Source organism: Acidovorax sp. LjRoot194, assembly GCF_964253015.1.
Classification (GTDB): Bacteria; Pseudomonadota; Gammaproteobacteria; order Burkholderiales; family Burkholderiaceae_C; genus Acidovorax.
On sequence record NZ_CAXUQB020000001.1, the window covers coordinates 860,138 to 875,811 of the forward strand.

15 protein-coding genes are annotated in these 15,674 nt (G+C 66.9%); 11 read left to right on the forward strand and 4 right to left on the reverse strand.

Translation table 11 applies throughout. The features are described 5' to 3' along the window. Positions 1 to 96: 96 nt before the first annotated feature. Positions 97 to 630, forward strand: a complete 534-nt coding sequence (fabA, locus tag ACSQ3N_RS04035; RefSeq protein WP_056166862.1) for a 3-hydroxyacyl-[acyl-carrier-protein] dehydratase FabA — start codon at positions 97 to 99, stop codon at positions 628 to 630. Next, positions 627 to 1,841: a beta-ketoacyl-ACP synthase I gene (gene fabB / locus ACSQ3N_RS04040; RefSeq protein ID WP_436145649.1), complete on the forward strand. Its 1,215-nt coding sequence runs from the start codon at positions 627 to 629 to the stop codon at positions 1,839 to 1,841. Before fabA ends, fabB begins: the two co-directional genes overlap by 4 nt. A gap of 92 nt (positions 1,842 to 1,933) precedes the next feature. Here fabB and ACSQ3N_RS04045 read toward each other — a convergent pair whose 3' ends face one another. Then, on the reverse strand, positions 1,934 to 2,884 hold the full coding sequence (locus ACSQ3N_RS04045) for a LysR family transcriptional regulator (RefSeq protein ID WP_436145650.1): 951 nt from the start codon (positions 2,882 to 2,884) through the stop codon (positions 1,934 to 1,936). Between the two features lie 171 nt (positions 2,885 to 3,055). Between ACSQ3N_RS04045 and ACSQ3N_RS04050 the strand changes: the two genes are divergently transcribed. From ACSQ3N_RS04050 to ACSQ3N_RS04085, 8 genes are all read left to right on the forward strand, one after another. Continuing rightward, positions 3,056 to 4,138, forward strand: a complete 1,083-nt coding sequence (locus tag ACSQ3N_RS04050; protein WP_436145651.1) for a type II asparaginase — start codon at positions 3,056 to 3,058, stop codon at positions 4,136 to 4,138. Between the two features lie 486 nt (positions 4,139 to 4,624). Beyond that, a complete protein-coding gene (gene glyQ, locus ACSQ3N_RS04055) occupies positions 4,625 to 5,530 on the forward strand; it encodes a glycine--tRNA ligase subunit alpha (protein WP_436145652.1) in 906 nt (301 codons plus the stop codon). 22 nt (positions 5,531 to 5,552) lie between these two features. Continuing rightward, positions 5,553 to 7,697, forward strand: coding sequence for a glycine--tRNA ligase subunit beta (glyS, locus tag ACSQ3N_RS04060; protein WP_436145653.1), 2,145 nt, complete (start codon positions 5,553 to 5,555; stop codon positions 7,695 to 7,697). Between the two features lie 52 nt (positions 7,698 to 7,749). Continuing rightward, positions 7,750 to 8,382 carry a D-glycero-beta-D-manno-heptose 1,7-bisphosphate 7-phosphatase gene (gene gmhB, locus ACSQ3N_RS04065; RefSeq protein ID WP_436145654.1) on the forward strand — a complete coding sequence of 211 codons (633 nt, stop codon included), beginning with the start codon at positions 7,750 to 7,752 and terminating at the stop codon, positions 8,380 to 8,382. A 60-nt stretch (positions 8,383 to 8,442) separates the two neighbouring features. Continuing rightward, positions 8,443 to 9,222: a lysophospholipid acyltransferase family protein gene (locus ACSQ3N_RS04070; protein WP_436145655.1), complete on the forward strand. Its 780-nt coding sequence runs from the start codon at positions 8,443 to 8,445 to the stop codon at positions 9,220 to 9,222. Between the two features lie 9 nt (positions 9,223 to 9,231). Further along, on the forward strand, positions 9,232 to 10,311 hold the full coding sequence (locus ACSQ3N_RS04075) for a YgjP-like metallopeptidase domain-containing protein (RefSeq protein ID WP_436147914.1): 1,080 nt from the start codon (positions 9,232 to 9,234) through the stop codon (positions 10,309 to 10,311). An 80-nt stretch (positions 10,312 to 10,391) separates the two neighbouring features. Continuing rightward, positions 10,392 to 10,811 (forward strand): rhodanese-like domain-containing protein, encoded by a 420-nt coding sequence (locus ACSQ3N_RS04080; RefSeq protein WP_436145656.1) that lies wholly within the window; start codon positions 10,392 to 10,394, stop codon positions 10,809 to 10,811. 349 nt (positions 10,812 to 11,160) lie between these two features. Continuing rightward, on the forward strand, positions 11,161 to 12,114 hold the full coding sequence (locus tag ACSQ3N_RS04085) for an IS110 family transposase (protein ID WP_436145657.1): 954 nt from the start codon (positions 11,161 to 11,163) through the stop codon (positions 12,112 to 12,114). 160 nt (positions 12,115 to 12,274) lie between these two features. Here the strand turns inward: ACSQ3N_RS04085 and lysM are convergent, their stop codons facing one another. Continuing rightward, positions 12,275 to 12,760, reverse strand: coding sequence for a peptidoglycan-binding protein LysM (gene lysM / locus ACSQ3N_RS04090; RefSeq protein ID WP_056164113.1), 486 nt, complete (start codon positions 12,758 to 12,760; stop codon positions 12,275 to 12,277). 201 nt (positions 12,761 to 12,961) lie between these two features. Here lysM and ACSQ3N_RS04095 point away from each other — a divergent pair, with 201 nt between their 5' ends. Then, the gene (locus ACSQ3N_RS04095; protein ID WP_056164110.1) at positions 12,962 to 13,729 is read left to right on the forward strand and encodes a type III pantothenate kinase; all 768 of its coding nucleotides are present in this window, start codon (positions 12,962 to 12,964) and stop codon (positions 13,727 to 13,729) included. 219 nt (positions 13,730 to 13,948) lie between these two features. Here the strand turns inward: ACSQ3N_RS04095 and ACSQ3N_RS04100 are convergent, their stop codons facing one another. After that, positions 13,949 to 14,725: a tetratricopeptide repeat protein gene (locus ACSQ3N_RS04100; protein ID WP_436145658.1), complete on the reverse strand. Its 777-nt coding sequence runs from the start codon at positions 14,723 to 14,725 to the stop codon at positions 13,949 to 13,951. A gap of 65 nt (positions 14,726 to 14,790) precedes the next feature. Next, on the reverse strand, positions 14,791 to 15,453 hold the full coding sequence (locus tag ACSQ3N_RS04105) for a TetR/AcrR family transcriptional regulator (RefSeq protein ID WP_056413963.1): 663 nt from the start codon (positions 15,451 to 15,453) through the stop codon (positions 14,791 to 14,793). Between the last annotated feature and the right edge of the window lie 221 nt (positions 15,454 to 15,674).

Here is a 15,674-nt window from a genome sequence, read left to right on the forward strand (position 1 = left end):
ATGGAGCCCCACAAGCGGGGGCTTGTGTTGGGTTTCGTGTTGGTTACAACGATGATTTGAGGCGGGCCAACCCGCCGTTCTGGAGCAAGACTGAAGATGGCTGATTCCTTTTCCTACGAACAACTGATCGCCTCGGGTGAGGGCCGGCTGTTCGGCGCCGACAGTGGCCGCCTGCCGCTGCCGCCCATGCTGATGTTCGACCGCATCACGCACATCGACAGCGATGGTGGCGAGCACGGTCTGGGAAAGATCCGCGCCGAACTGGACGTGCGTCCCGACCTGTGGTTCTTTGCCTGCCACTTCCAGGGCGACCCGGTCATGCCCGGTTGCCTGGGGCTCGATGCCATGTGGCAGCTGATCGGCTTTTACCTGACCTGGCTGCAACTGCCGGGCAAGGGCCGGGCCCTGGGGGCTGGTGAAGTCAAGTTCACCGGCGAAGTGGGCCCCAACGTGAAACTCGTGACCTACGAAATCGACATCAAGCGCGTGATCAAGCGCAAACTGGTCATGGCCATCGGCGATGCACGCCTGTTGGCCGACGGCCAGGAAATCTACGTGGCCAAGGACCTGCGCGTGGGCCTGTTCAAGCGCGAGGAACAGGCTGCGGGGGTAGAAGGAGCAGCAGCATGAAACGCGTAGTCATCACCGGCGCGGGCATCGTCTCGTGCATTGGCAACGACCTGGCCACGGTGGAGGCCTCGCTGCGCGCCAGCAAGAGCGGCATCAAGGCCGTCGAAAAGTTCAAGGAACTGGGCCTGCGCAGCCAGGTGGGCGGCGCACCCGAGATCGACATCGAGTCGCGCATCGACCGCAAGCAGCTGCGCTTCATGGGCGATGCCGCGGCTTACGCGCAGATCGCCCTGGAAGACGCGATTGCCCAGGCCGGCCTCACGCCAGAGCAGGTCAGCCACCCGCGCACCGGCCTCATCATGGGCTCGGGCGGCGGCTCGCCCAACAACCAGATCGAGGCGGCCGACACGCTGCGCGAAAAGGGCATCCGCCGCGTGGGGCCCTACCAGGTCACGCGCTGCATGAGCTCCACCGTGTCCGCGTGCCTGGCGACCAACTTCAAGGTCAAGGGCATCAACTACTCCATCACGTCTGCCTGCTCCACGTCGGCGCACTGCATCGGCGCGGCCGCGCAGCAGATCGCCTGGGGCATGCAGGACGTGATGTTCGCAGGCGGCGGCGAAGAGCTGTCCTGGGGCATGTCGCTGCTGTTCGACGGCATGGGCGCCATGTCCAGCAAGTACAACGACACGCCCGAGAAAGCCTCGCGCGCCTACGACGCCAACCGTGACGGCTTCGTGATCGCCGGCGGCGGCGGCGCCGTGGTGCTGGAGAGCCTGGAGCACGCCCAGGCGCGCGGCGCCACCATCCTGGCCGAAGTGGTGGGCTTTGGCGCCACCAGCGACGGCGAGGACATGGTGGCCCCGTCGGGCGACGGCGCCATTGCCTGCATGAAGCAGGCGATGGAGGGGCTCGACGCGCCCATCGACTACATCAACACCCACGGCACCTCCACGCCCGTGGGCGACATGCAGGAAGTGCGGGCCATGCAGGCGCTGTTCGGCGACAAGGTGCCGCCGTTCTCGTCCACCAAGTCGCTCACCGGCCACTCGCTGGGCGCCACCGGTGTGCAAGAGGCCATCTACTGCATGATCATGCTGAACAAGGGGTTCATCGCCGGCTCGGCCAACGTGGATACGCCCGACCCCGCGCTGGGTTCCATGCCGCTGGTCACGCAGACCCGCGATGCGGACCTGACCACGGTGCTGTCCAACAGTTTCGGCTTTGGCGGCACCAACGCCAGCCTGGTGCTGCGCCGCTGGACCCACTGACCCCCGCGGTGCATAGCGCACAGCCCGCCCTGTCTCTGGACCAGGCGGGCTTTTTACTATGGGCCTGACTTTTCGCCTGACGTGCCTTGCCGTCAGCCTGCCACTCCGCCTGATCCGCCCGATCCACGCCGTGCGGCCTTGGCGGCGGTGGGCGCCAGCGCATCGTGCAGCACACCCGGCAGCATCGCCAGCATGCGCGTGGCCTGCAGCCCTGGTGGCGACGAGCGTGCGTGGTAGCTGTACAGCGAGATCGGCGGCAGCTCGTGCAGCTCCAGCGTGACCATGCTGGCCGGGTCCAGGCGCGTGGCGGTCAAAAAGTCGACCACCGTCCAGCCCATGCCCAGGCGCACCAACTCCAGCGCCAAGCGCGATGTCTGCACCTGGATGCCCGGACCCGCCGGTGTGCCCAGGCGCTGCGCGATCTCGTCGATGGACTGGCGCATGGGGTCGTCGCCCACCAGGCGAATCACCGGCACCTGCGCAAGCGGGGCGCTGTGCGAGGTGGCGCGGGGTGCCCGGCTCCACAGCGCCTCGGCCACCGCCAGGTACATGCGCCCGCTCACCAGCAGGTCGCTGCGGATCTGCGGGTGCGGGTGCTTGTAGAACCCCAGGCAGAAGTCCACGCTGCGCGTGAGCAGGGCCTGCGTCATCTGGTCCTGGTGGATGGTGCGCACCTCCACGCCCACCTGCGGGTAGCGCAACGCGTGCTGTTGCAGCAGCAGCGGCAAGAACTCATGACTCACCGCCGGGATCGCAGCCAGCCGCACATCGCCCGTGTCGCTGGCGGCCAGGTTGCGCGCGGTGCGGCGCAACGCGTCGAGCTGGCGGTGGATGCCGGTGGATTCGGAGGCCAGCACCTGCGCCTCTGGCGTGGGGGTTAGGCCGGCCGGCGTGCGCACGAACAGGCGGTAGCCCAACTGCAGCTCGGTGTGCGCCACCGCCTTGCTGATGGCCGACGGCGTGATGCACAGCAGCCGCGCCGCTGCGCTCATGTTGCCGGTCTGGAGCACCGCCTGAAAAACTTCCAGCTGCCGCAGGTTCATACGTCGGTCCCTGTTTTGGGGTGTGAGTGAAATTCACATGGGGGTGCTGATTATTCCGCAACAGTGTGTGTCGATCTCTCATAGGATGCGCCACCGCTCGAAAGCGGCGCGGTGGCCGCAAGGCGCCGTGACACACAAACACAACACACCTGTTCCAGGAGACTTTTCACCATGCGTATTTCCCCACCTGCTGCCACTGCCGCCCACCGCTGGCTGGCCGGCCTGCTGCTCTCGGCCGCATCGGCCGTGGCCATGGCCCAGGCCGCCCAGCCCCATGTCGTGGTGTTGGCCACCGGCGGCACCATTGCGGGCGCGGGCGCGTCGGCCGCCAACAGCGCCACCTATGCCGCGGCCAAGGTACCGGTGGACAAGCTGCTGGCCGGCCTGCCCGAGCTGGCCAGCGTCGCCAAGGTCTCCGGCGAGCAGGTGTTCCAGATCGCGTCCGAGAGCTTCACCAACGAGCACCTGCTCAAGCTCGGCCAGCGCGTCTCGGCATTGTCCAAGCAGGCCGATGTGGATGGCATCGTCATCACCCACGGCACCGACACGCTGGAAGAAACCGCCTACTTCCTGAACCTGGTGGTGCGCACCAACAAGCCCATCGTCGTGGTCGGCTCCATGCGCCCCGGCACGGCCCTGTCGGCCGACGGCGCGCTGAACCTGTACGACGCCGTGACCGTGGCCGCCAGCAAGGATGCCGCCGGCAAGGGCGTGCTCGTCACCATGAACGACGAGATCCAGAGCGGCCGCGACGTGAGCAAGACCATCAACATCAAGACCGAGGCCTTCAAGAGCCAGTGGGGCCCGCTGGGCATGGTGGTGGAAGGCAAGAACTACTGGTTCCGCGCGCCGGTCAAGCGCCACACTGCCAACTCCGAGTTCAACATCGACGAGATCCAGGCCCTGCCTGCGGTGGACATCGTGTACGGCTACGGCAACATGAACACCACCGGCATCGAGGCCTACAGCAAGGCTGGCGTGAAGGCGCTGATCCACGCCGGCACCGGCAACGGCTCGGTGGCCGCCCAGGCGGTGGATTCGCTCAAGGCCCTGCGCGGCAAGGGCGTGCAGGTGATCCGCTCGGCCCGCGTGCCCGACGGTTTTGTGCTGCGCAACGCCGAGCAGCCCGACGACAAGTACGACTGGGTGGTGGCGCACGACCTGCGCCCGCAAAAGGCCCGCATCCTGGCCATGGTGGCCTTGACCAAGACCAACGACAGCAAGGAACTGCAGCGCATTTTCTGGGAGTATTGAAGCCCCCTGAGGCGCTGCGCGCCTTCCCCCCTGAGGGGGGACGCACCCGGTGGCCTGGCTAAGCCAGATCCACGGGTGCTCTCGCGATAACGGCGCGCCTTGTTGTACGGGCTGGGTGTGGCGAGCGACGGGTTTTTTACTGATTTGGTGCACTGCTGTGCACCGATGGTTGCCTGAAAGGGCGGCACCTGCACGCGGTGGCTTATGGGCGGCGCGGATGGGTTGGAAAGGCTGGGGCTCCACGAGGGCCCTGGCCTTTTTTCATGGGGCGGGCGGTTTGGACCTCTGGCTGCTGGCAGCAACTGGCGCTGGCGTCGCGGTGTTTGCAGGGCGGCCTTGCTGCGGCGCCGTAAAATGATCGGTTCGCGTGTGCGATGCCCGTCCGTGCTGCCTGGGGTGGTAGGCAGGCCTTGCGCCAACGCCTTGCATCGTTTCCTTTTTCTCTTCCTACTAGCCCGGCCCTGGCTTGCCAGTGCCACAGACGCCATGTTGACATTCCAGCAAATCATTCTGAAGCTGCAGTCCTATTGGGACGCGCAGGGTTGCGCTCTTTTGCAGCCCTACGACATGGAAGTGGGCGCCGGCACCTCGCACACCGCCACCTTCCTGCGCGCCATCGGACCCGAGCCCTGGAAGGCCGCCTACGTGCAGCCCAGCCGCCGCCCCAAGGACGGCCGCTATGGCGAGAACCCCAACCGGCTGCAGCACTACTACCAGTACCAGGTGGTCCTGAAGCCCGCGCCGGCCAACATCCTGGAGCTGTACCTGGGTTCGCTCGAAGCCCTCGGTTTCGACCTCAAGAAGAACGACATCCGCTTCGTCGAGGACGACTGGGAGAACCCCACGCTCGGCGCCTGGGGCCTGGGCTGGGAGGTGTGGCTCAACGGCATGGAAGTCACGCAGTTCACGTATTTCCAGCAGGTCGGCGGCATCGACTGCAAGCCCGCCACGGGCGAGATCACGTATGGCCTGGAGCGCCTGGCGATGTACCTGCAGGGCGTGGACAACGTCTACAACCTCAAGTGGACCGACACGCTGAGCTATGGCGACGTCTACAAGCAAAACGAGGTGGAGCAGTCCACCTACAACTTCGAGCACAGCGACGCGGACTTCTTGTTCACCGCCTTCAATGCGCACGAGAAGCAGGCCAAGTACCTGATGGAGCAGCAGCTCGCGCTGCCCGCCTACGAGCAGGTGCTCAAGGCCGCGCACAGCTTCAACCTGCTGGATGCGCGCGGCGCCATCAGCGTGACCGAGCGTGCCGCGTACATCGGCCGCATCCGCAACCTGGCCCGTGCCGTGGCGCAAAGCTACTACGAGAGCCGCGAGCGCCTGGGCTTCCCCATGGCGCCCCGCGAGTGGGTGGACCAGATGGCCAAGAAGGCAGCCTGAGCGGACGAAAGAGAACAAGAACATGACGACGACCCAAAACCTTCTCGTAGAACTGTTTGTCGAAGAGCTGCCGCCCAAGGCGCTGCAAAAGCTGGGCGATGCCTTTGCCACCGTGCTGGGTGACCAGCTCAAGGCGCAGGGCCTGGCCACGGCAGCGTCCGTGGTCACGCCCTTTGCATCCCCCCGCCGGCTGGCTGCGCACGTGACCGCCGTGGCCGACAAGGCGGCCGACAAGGCCGTGCAGCAAAAGCTCATGCCCGTGACCGTGGCGCTCGATGCCAGCGGCAACGCCAGCCCGGCGCTGTTGAAAAAGCTGCAGGCCCTGGGCGCCGATGTGTCCGACCCGGCAGCCGCCGTGGCCGCGCTCAAGCGCGCGCAGGACGGCAAGGCCGAAGCGCTGTTCTACGACAGCGTGGTGCCCGGCGCCACGCTGCAGGAAGGCCTGCAAAAGGCTTTGCACGAAGCCATTGCCAAGCTGCCCATCCCCAAGGTCATGAGCTACCAGCTCGAAACCGACTGCGAGCTGCCCGGCTGGAGCAGCGTGAACTTCGTGCGCCCCGCGCACGGCCTGGTCGCGCTGCACGGCAGCACCGTGGTGCCGGTGAAGGCGCTGGGCCTGTCGGCGGGCAACAGCACGCAGGGCCACCGTTTTGAAGCCGCCGTGTCGCCCGTGGTGCTGCAGGACGCCGACAGCTACGCCGCCACGCTCAAGAAGGACGGCGCCGTGATCGCCTCCTTTGCCGAGCGCAAGGCCGAGATCGCCCGCCAGCTGACCGCGGCCGCCGCCCAGGTGGGCAACGGCGCGCGCCCCATCGAAGACGAGGCCCTGCTCGACGAAGTGACCGCGCTGGTCGAGCGGCCCAACGTGGTCACCTGCTCGTTCGAGACCGAGTTCCTCGACGTGCCGCAGGAATGCCTGATCCTCACGATGAAGGCCAACCAGAAGTACTTTCCGCTGCTCGACGCCGCGGGCAAGCTCACTCACAAGTTCCTGGTGGTCAGCAACATCAGTCCCGAAGACACGAGCTTCGTGACCGGCGGCAACGAGCGCGTGGTGCGTCCGCGCCTGGCCGACGCGAAGTTCTTCTTCGACCAGGACCGCAAGAAGACCCTGGCCTCGCGCGTGGAAGGCCTGGGCAAGGTGGTTTATCACAACAAGCTGGGCACGCAGGGTGAGCGCGTGGAGCGCGTGCGCGCTATCGCCAAAGCCATCGCCACGCAACTGGGCGACGCTGCTTTGGTCGCTGATGCCGACAAAGCCGCGCAACTGGCCAAGACCGACCTCGTGACCGACATGGTGGGCGAGTTCCCTGAGCTGCAGGGCATCATGGGCGGCTACTACGCCCTGAACGACGGCCTGGGCGAAACCGTGGCGCACGCCATCGAAGACCACTACAAGCCTCGCTTCGCGGGCGACACGCTGCCGCGCAACACCGCCGGCGTGGTGGTGGCGCTGGCCGACAAGCTCGAAACCCTGGTGGGCATGTTCGGCATCGGCAACCTGCCCACGGGCGACCGCGACCCGTTCGCGCTGCGCCGCCATGCGCTGGGCGTGATCCGCATGCTGGTCGAAAAAGACCTGCCGCTGCAGCTCAACGACCTGCTCGCCAGTGCGGTGCCCGCCTTTGGCGACAAGATCACCGACGCATCGGCGCCCCTGGCCGACTTCATCTACGACCGCCTTGCCGGCAGCCTGCGCGAGCAGGGCTACCGCGCGCAGGAAGTGGACGCCGTCATGGCCCTGCGCCCGCAGCGCCTGGCCCTGGTCGAAAAGCAGCTCGCGGCCGTGCGCGCCTTTGCCGCACTGCCCGAAAGCCCGGCCCTGGCCGCGGCCAACAAGCGCGTGGGCAACATCCTGAAAAAGGCCGAGGTCGAGGGCCCGGTGGATGCCCACGTGAACCCCGAGCTGCTGCAGGAAAAGGCCGAGCAGGACCTGTATGCCGCGCTGCAGCGCTTCGTGCCCGAAGCCAACGCCCAGTTCGACGCGGGCGACTACACCGCCAGCCTGCAGACCCTGGCCGTGCTGCGCGCGCCGGTGGATGCGTTCTTCGACGACGTGATGGTCAACGCCGAGCAGCTGGATGTGCGGATGAACCGCCTGGGCCTGCTCAAGATGCTGCACAACGCGATGAACCGCGTCGCGGATCTTTCCCGCCTGGCCGTTTGACCGGATGGCCCAAGCTGATAGGCTGGCGATTCTCACAAGGTAACCAAGCCCCATGAAACTCGCCATCCTCGACCGCGACGGCACCCTCAATCCGCTGGGGGAGGACTTCATTACCACCGCCGACGAGTGGACCGCCGTGCCCGGCGCGCTCGAAGCCATTGCGCGGCTCAACCACGCGGGCTGGCATGTGGTGGTCGCCACCAACCAGCCGGGCCTGGGGCGCGGGCTGTTCGACGTGATGGCCATCAACGCCATCCACGCCAAGATGCACCGCCAGCTGGCCGCCGTGGGCGGGCGCATCGATGCGGTGTTCTACTGCCCCCACGCCCCGGACGAGGACTGCGCCTGCCGCAAGCCCGCGCCGGGTTTGCTGGAGCAGATCTGCGACCGCTACGGCGTGGAGCGGCACGACGTGCAGATCGTGGGCAGCTGCGCTGTGCACCTGCAGGCGGGCGCCGCCGCCGGGGCCCAGCAGCTGCACCTGGTCTGCACCGGCCAGTCGGCCCTGGTCGATGCCCGCGGTGCGGTGCCCGAGGGGTTTCCGCCCGGCACCGTGCTGCATGAGAGTCTGAAGAATTTTGTGGACCAGCTGCTGCCTGCCGTGCCGGTGCCTGCACCCGCGGCTGCGGCGCAGGCTACACCGGCCGCACCAGCTGCTGCGGCCCATCCACCTGGTGCTATTTAATTGATAGCTGCTGGCGCTTGTCCATCAAGCGGTAGCGGCCCCAAAGGCTTGATTTACTCCATGGCTTTCATCCGTTCTCTCCTTCACTTCCTCTGGATGGGCATCACCGTGGTGCCCTACACGCTGGCCATCATGCTGGGCTCACTGTTCGGCATGCGCGGCCGGCCGCTGTACCGCATTGCGCGGGCGTGGCTGTCGCTGTGCATCAGCAGTGCCCGGGTGATCCTGGGCGTGCGCGCCAACGTGATGGGCATGGAGAACCTGCCGCAGGGCGAGAACGACGGGGCCGTGCTGCTGGTCAAGCACCAGTCCACCTACGAGACGTTTTTGATGCCGTCGATCATGCCGCGCCCCCTGGCGTACGTGTTCAAGAAAGAGCTGCTGCACGTGCCGTTCTTCGGCTGGTCCATCGGCCGGCTGGACATGATCCACATCGACCGCAACCAGCGCACGCAGGCGTTCAACAAGGTCGTGCAGCAAGGCAAGAAGCTGTTGGACAAGGGCATCTGGATCATCATGTTCCCCGAAGGCACGCGCATCGAGCGGGGCCAGAAGGGCAACTACAAGACCGGCGGCACGCGCCTGGCCATCGACACCGGCGCGCCGGTGGTGCCGATCGCGGTGACGTCCGCCAAGGTGTGGCCGCGCAAGGCGTTCATCAAGCGCCCCGGCGTGGTGGACGTGTCCATCGGCAAGCCCATCCCCAGCGCCGGCCGCCAGCCCGAAGAGCTGATGCGCGAGGTGGAAGCCTGGATCGAGGCCGAGATGCGCCGCCTGGACCCTGAGGCGTACCCCACCGCCAGCGCTACGGGCGCCACCACCCAGACGCCCGGGAAGTAAATCACCGTGATGCAGCGGCTGGTGCAACTGGCGCTCGACCTGTTCGATCCACCCCCGGCATCGGCTGGTGCCACAGCGCCGGTAGCGCCGCCTGCCACCCCCAGATCCGGCCCCAAAGTGCCTGTACCGCGCCAGAGGCGGGCGGGAGACGCTACTGAAAATATAGCGGACGCTGTGCCTGCTGCGCCACTCGTACCCACTGCGCCGGTCGCCGACCCCCCGGCTGCCCGCACACCTGCCATGCACACCCCGGGCGTGCCGCTGCCCTCGCTGCTGTCCCCCGCCGAATTCCGCCACCCCCAGGCCAACCGCGAGGTGCTGCTGGGCGATGCTGTGGTGGGCTATGCGCTGACGCGGGCGCGGCGCCGCACCATCGGCTTTACCGTGGGCGCCGACGGCCTGGCGGTGCGCGCGCCCAGCTGGGTCACGCTGTCGGCGGTGGACGCCGCGCTGCGCGAGAAGTGCGACTGGATCTTGCGCAAGCTGGGCGAGGCGCGCGAGCGCCAGCAGCGCATGGAAGGCGGGCGCATCGTCTGGGCCCACGGCGCCGTGCTGCCGTACCTGGGCGAGCCGCTCACCGTGGTGCTGGACCCGAGCCATGGCTTCACCGGCAAGGGCGGGGCGCTGGTGTCGGCTGCACCGTCTTCAGCCCAGCAGGTGCCCGGCAGTGCCGCACCCGAAGGCGCAGCCCCGGCCGAAGCCCGCAGCCTGCACATCGGCCTGCCCCACAGCGCCAGCCCCGCGCAGATCCGCGACGCCGTGCAGGCCTGGCTGATGCGCGATGCCCGCCGCCACTTCACCGCGCGGCTCGACCACTTTGCGCCGCTGCTGGGTGTGCGCTGGGCCAGCCTGCGTCTGTCGAGCGCCCAGACCCGCTGGGGCAGCGCCAAGGCCGACGGCTCCATCCGCCTGAACTGGCGCCTGCTGCACTACCGCCCGGCCATCATCGACTACGTGGTGGCGCACGAATTGGCCCACCTGCGCGTGATGGACCACAGCCCGCGCTTCTGGGACACCGTGGCCACGGTGGTGCCCGACTACGCGCAGCTGCGCGGCCATTTGCGCGAGGAGCCCGCGCCGCTGTGGTGAAGGCCGGCGGCACCGGCTGCATCGATGCCTGCGCTGCGCCCTGGTGAAGACCCGAGACTGAGACACGAAGGAGTGGACCGATGACAGCAAGCCCGACGATCACCCCCGCCGACGGATACGCCGGCGATGTTTCCCCGCAGCAGGCCTGGCAATGGGTCGAGGCCGGCCAGGCCGTGCTGGTGGACGTGCGCAGCGATGCCGAGCGCGACTGGGTCGGCCAAGTGCCCGGCGCCGCGGCCGTGGCCTGGAAGCAGTGGCCCGGCATGGCCATGAACGCAGACTTCGACGCACAGATCCGCGCCGCCGTCCCTGCCGGCACCCCCGCCGTGCTGCTGTGCCGCAGCGGCGTACGCTCCATCGCCGCCGCCCGCCGCGCCACGGAACTGGGCCTGACCGCCTACAACATCCTCGAAGGCTTCGAAGGCGATGCCGACGCCCAGGGCCACCGCGGCCAACGCGGCGGCTGGCGCTTCCACGGCCTGCCATGGAAACAGAGCTGATGCTCCTAAAAAAATAGCTGCTAGCGCTTGTCTATCAAGCGGTAGCAGCTATTTTTCTTTGAATTCGACGGTGTTGGACGGCCCAGCGATAGCGCAGACCCGCCGCGCCCAAATCACCCCCGCCCCCCGCCAGTGCACCCGTGGAACCGGCTTGTATGGTGGAGGTGTTGGGGTGGAGGGCCTGAGTACTGGCTATCGGCTTTGACCGACTGGCAAAGATAGCCCCCACCCCGCCCCTGAGCGTCGATAAGGAACTGAGCCGCACCTCAGCGCCGATCTGTAAGCAAGCTAACGCCTGTGGCGGGATTCCACCCCAACGATCGTCATTGTTCATTGGAGGAATCTCATCATGCAAGTACCCCTTTGTTTCATCGGCGTGGACGTCTCCAAGGCTGAGCTGGTCGTGGCCACCCACGGCCAGGACGCTTGCCTTGCCGTCTCTAACGAGTCCACTGCCATCGTGCAGTGGTTGCACACCCTGCCCCCTGGCGCGCTCTTGGCCATGGAGTCCACCGGCCGCTTTCACCAGCTGCTGGCCACCCTGGCCGCCGGCATGGGTTTGACGGTGTTCGTGCTCAACGCCCGCGATGTGTACTTCTACGCCAAGGGCCTGGGCGCGCGCGGCAAGACCGACCGGGTGGATGCCCGGATCATTGCCCGCTACCTGGCCGAGCACCACGAGCGGCTGCACCCGCACCGTGTCCCCAGCGCCTGTCAGGCCGAACTGGAGCAGTTGCTGGGCCAGCGCTGGACGGTGGTGACCAAGCGCACCGCGCTGCGCCAGTCGCTGCGCGACTGCAGCACGAGCATCGCGCAGGCGGCCGCGGGGCTGGAGGACGCCTTTGGCACCTTGCTGCACACCATCGATGGGCGCATTACGCAGTTGATCAAAGAGCAAGAGCAGTTGCACCGCGCTCGCACGTTGCTGCAAAGCATCGTGGGCATCGGTCCCCAATCGAGCGCGTTGCTGGTCACCGTGCTCGATCGCGTGGCGTTTTGCAGCTGTGATGCGCTGGTGGCCTACAGCGGGCTGGATCCCCGGGCCCACGACTCTGGGCGTAGCAGGGGGCGCAGGCACTTGTCCAAGCGAGGGAATCCGGCGCTGCGCCACCAGATGTTCATGGCGGCGATGTCGGCGTGCCACACGGTCACGTTTGCGGCGACCTACCAAGCGCTGCGCGCCAGGGGGCTCAAGAGCACAGAGGCCCTGGTCGTGCTGGCGCGCAAGCTGCTGCGCATTGCCTTTGCTGTGTGGCGATCGGGCAAGCCGTTTGATGCTCATCGCATCACCCCAAGCGCTTGACTCGAACCATAGAACCTTTGCCGGGCCACCGGGTGCGTCCCCCTTGGGAGAAGGCGCGCAGCGGCTAAGGGGGTGGCCCATCCTTCCCGTAGAACCGGCTTTGCCGGGCTACGGGGTGCGTCCCCCTCGGGGGAAGGCGCCGAAGGCGACTCAGGGGGGCTTATTTAACCTCTGGGATGCGCAGCTTCTGGCCCGGATAGATCTTGTCCGGGTGGCTCAGCATCGGCTTGTTGGCCTCGAAGATCACGGGGTACTTGTTGGCATCGCCGTAGAACTTCTTGGCGATGGCCGAGAGCGTGTCGCCGCGCACCACGTCGTGGTACTGGGCTTCGGGCTCGGGGTTGGTCACGTCCATCAGGTTTTCGACGCTGGTCACGTTGGCCACGTTGCCGCAGCACAGGGTGACCTTTTCTTTCGCCGACTGCGTGGGGGCCGTGCCCTTCACGGTGACCTTGCCCTGTGTGCCGTCGAAGGCCACCTGCACGTTGGTGGCGCCCAGGCTTTGCGACGCGATGTAGGCCTCGATGGCCTTGGCCGCCTTGGTGTTGAGTTCATCCTGCGTGGGGGCTGCTGCAGTGGCCGCCTGGGCTTCCTTGCCGCCGAACAGTTTTTCGCCGGCTTCCTTGATGAAACTGAAAAGACCCATGTCGTACCTCCTAGAGTGAAACAAAAACAGGAAGGACCAATGTAGCGGCAAAGCCCGCGCCCTCCGTGTCGGACAGGGACGTGAAACGATTTTTGACAATACCGCGCCGGCGACCGTCCGCGGCGCGCCCCGTCTCGGCCCTTGTTGCCCTGTGTCGCCCCCGAATCAGGGTGCGCGGCAAAACTCGTGATAATCCGCCGCATGACTTTTCTGGCCATCGACGTCGGCAACACCCGCCTCAAGTGGGCCTTGTACGACGCACCCCGTCCCGGGGCCCCGTTGCTGGCCCATGGCGCCGAATTCCTGGACAACATCGACCGGCTCGCCGAAGGCAGCTGGGCGCCGCTGCGCCACCCTGAGCGCATGCTGGGCTGCGTGGTGGCCGGCGATGCCGTCAAGCGGCGCGTGCAGGAGCAGATGGAGATCTGGGACGTGCAGCCTTCGTGGGTGGTCTCGTCCACGGAAGAAGCGGGGCTGGTCAACGGCTACGACCATCCGTCGCGCCTGGGCTCGGACCGCTGGGTGGCGATGGTCGGCGCGCGCCACCATGTGCTGCGCCAGGGACCCGCGCGCCCGCTGGTGGTGGTGATGGTGGGCACGGCGGTCACGGTGGAGTGCATCGATGCCCAGGGCCGCTTCATGGGCGGGCTGATCCTGCCTGGCCACGGCATCATGCTGCGGGCGCTGGAGTCCGGCACCGCAGGCCTGCATGTGCCCACGGGCGAGGTGCGCATGTTCCCCACCAACACCAGCGACGCGCTCACCAGCGGCGGCACCTATGCCATCGCAGGGGCCGTGGAGCGCATGGTGCAGCACGTGATCCAGCACTGCGGCGAGGAGCCGGCCTGCCTGATGACCGGCGGCGCAGGCTGGAAGATGGCGCCCAGCATGACGCGTCCCTTCGAGCTGGTGGACAACCTGATCTTCGACGGACTGCTGGAGATCGCCGCGCGGCGGTTCGGGGGCTGATTTGGAGAATGGGCCTCGTGGCCCATGCGTATTTTTCGGTGCCACTTCCGGCGCCGACCTCAAAGACTGGCGCGACCAAGTCCAGCAACCGCCGCGCAAGGGCCGCCAAGCCGCAAAGGCGGCGCATCGCTTGCGGGCGCTGGCGGTGTCCCCCTTCCCGAATCACCCAGTGATTCGAGAGAAGGGGGAAGGCGCGAAGCGCCTCAGGGGGATGCCCCCTTACTCCTCTTCCAATTCCGCGCGCGCCATCTCGATGTCCAGGCGCTCCATCGCGTCGACCGGCTCGCTCGCGGCGGCTTTCTCGTACAGCTGGGTGGCTTCCTTCATCTTCTTGTCGCCCTCCAGCATCACCAGTGCGTTGGCGTATTCGATCATGCCGATGGCCGAGCCGGGGTTGAGCTTGAGCGCCTCCTGGAACAGCTTCAGGCCCGTGTCCTTCTTGGCTCCATAGGTCATGCCGCCGATCAGCGAGCCCACCTTGTCGATCACCTCGGCATGGAAGGCGCCCAGGGCGATGCGGGCGTCGGCATGCTTGGGCGACAGGGCGATGGCTTTCTCCAGCGATTCCTTCACCTTGCCGCCCAGGCCCTGCGCCAGCGCCTTGGCCACGCTGATTCCCTGGCTGTAGCGGCCCAGCGCATACGCGTGCCAGTACCAGGCGTTGGCATTGCCGGGCTCTGCTGCGGCCTGCGCTGCGGCGCGTTCTGCCACCTGCATGAAGAGGTCGAGCCGGGTCTTTTCCTTTTGCTCCAGGTAGTTGGCATAGATCGCCGTGGCCTTGTTGGCGACGGTGATGCCCGCGCCGCCCGCGGCGATGCCGGCCGCGGCGGCCTTCTCGAAGTCGCCGCTGTGGAACAGCGCCCAGGCCTGCAGCACGGCCGGCTCTTTGGGGACGGGCTCGGCGTCGCCGTTGTGCAGGCGCGCCCATTGCTTCTTGATGCTCACAGCATCGAACATGTATTCACCAGCGTGTGGGAAAGAGGTCCACTTGGCCATGGTCTGTGTCTCCTGAGGTTCTTGTTGGTGAAGATATAGGGGTGGTGGCGGGCAGCCCAGGCCCGTCAGCCGGGCGCTGCGGCGTAGGCCTCCACGAGCTGCAGCAGGTGCGCGCGCTGGCCGGCCTCCAGGTACGGCATCAGCAGGTTGAGCACATGGTGGGCGCCGCGCAGCAGCGCCGCCTGCGCGCTCTCGGGCTCCAGGGCCCGGCGCGGGTCGCGCACGTACTCGAAGCTGAGCCAGTAGGTGAGCACCACGACCATGCTGGTCGCAGTGGCCTCCAGCTCGCGCGTGTCGATGTGCAGCGCGTCCGCACGGCCCATGCCGTCCAGCATGGCGCGCACCGCGCGGGTCTTGTTCTTCAAAATGGCCTGGAAGTGCGTCTCCAGGCGCCGGTTCTTGGACAGCAGGTCGTTGAGGTCGCGGTACAGAAAGCGGTACTGCCAGATCAGCTCGAACAGCGTGTGCATGAAGAACCAGGCGTCCTCCACATTGCGCACTCCGTCGGCGGCGGCCAGCAGTTCGTTGAGCGACTGCTCGTAGCGATCGAACAGCGCGTTGATCAGCTCGTCCTTGGCGGGGTAGTGGTAGTACAGGTTGCCGGGGCTGATGCGCAGCTCGGCGGAGATGAGCGTGGTGGAGACGTTGGGTTCGCCGAACCGGTTGAACAGGTCCAGTGTCACTTCCAGAATGCGTTCTGCGGTGCGGCGTGGCGCTTTCTTCACCATGTGGGCGGGCCCTCTTCGCGTCTTTGGGGATCGGTTTGTGCTTGTCTCTGGCAACACTCTAACCGAGCGGCGGATGCTGCATTGCATCAAATCTGATAGGCCCTGCGCGGCGCGCTGCGCCCGGGCCGCATGGCAAAACGGCCGGCACGCCAAGGCATGCCAGCCGTTTTTTCTTCGCCTCTTCAGCGCGGGCGGACGGCCCGTGCCGTGGCGTGCCGCAG

Bases quoted from the DNA above. Each gene is read 5' to 3' on its own strand.
- fabA (WP_056166862.1), top strand. From the start codon at position 97: ATGGCTGATTCCTTTTCCTACGAACAACTGATCGCCTCGGGTGAGGGC.
- fabB (WP_436145649.1), top strand. From the start codon at position 627: ATGAAACGCGTAGTCATCACCGGCGCGGGCATCGTCTCGTGCATTGGC.
- ACSQ3N_RS04045 (WP_436145650.1), bottom strand. From the start codon at position 2,884: ATGAACCTGCGGCAGCTGGAAGTTTTTCAGGCGGTGCTCCAGACCGGC.
- ACSQ3N_RS04050 (WP_436145651.1), top strand. From the start codon at position 3,056: ATGCGTATTTCCCCACCTGCTGCCACTGCCGCCCACCGCTGGCTGGCC.
- glyQ (WP_436145652.1), top strand. From the start codon at position 4,625: ATGTTGACATTCCAGCAAATCATTCTGAAGCTGCAGTCCTATTGGGAC.
- glyS (WP_436145653.1), top strand. From the start codon at position 5,553: ATGACGACGACCCAAAACCTTCTCGTAGAACTGTTTGTCGAAGAGCTG.
- gmhB (WP_436145654.1), top strand. From the start codon at position 7,750: ATGAAACTCGCCATCCTCGACCGCGACGGCACCCTCAATCCGCTGGGG.
- ACSQ3N_RS04070 (WP_436145655.1), top strand. From the start codon at position 8,443: ATGGCTTTCATCCGTTCTCTCCTTCACTTCCTCTGGATGGGCATCACC.
- ACSQ3N_RS04075 (WP_436147914.1), top strand. From the start codon at position 9,232: ATGCAGCGGCTGGTGCAACTGGCGCTCGACCTGTTCGATCCACCCCCG.
- ACSQ3N_RS04080 (WP_436145656.1), top strand. From the start codon at position 10,392: ATGACAGCAAGCCCGACGATCACCCCCGCCGACGGATACGCCGGCGAT.
- ACSQ3N_RS04085 (WP_436145657.1), top strand. From the start codon at position 11,161: ATGCAAGTACCCCTTTGTTTCATCGGCGTGGACGTCTCCAAGGCTGAG.
- lysM (WP_056164113.1), bottom strand. From the start codon at position 12,760: ATGGGTCTTTTCAGTTTCATCAAGGAAGCCGGCGAAAAACTGTTCGGC.
- ACSQ3N_RS04095 (WP_056164110.1), top strand. From the start codon at position 12,962: ATGACTTTTCTGGCCATCGACGTCGGCAACACCCGCCTCAAGTGGGCC.
- ACSQ3N_RS04100 (WP_436145658.1), bottom strand. From the start codon at position 14,725: ATGGCCAAGTGGACCTCTTTCCCACACGCTGGTGAATACATGTTCGAT.
- ACSQ3N_RS04105 (WP_056413963.1), bottom strand. From the start codon at position 15,453: ATGGTGAAGAAAGCGCCACGCCGCACCGCAGAACGCATTCTGGAAGTG.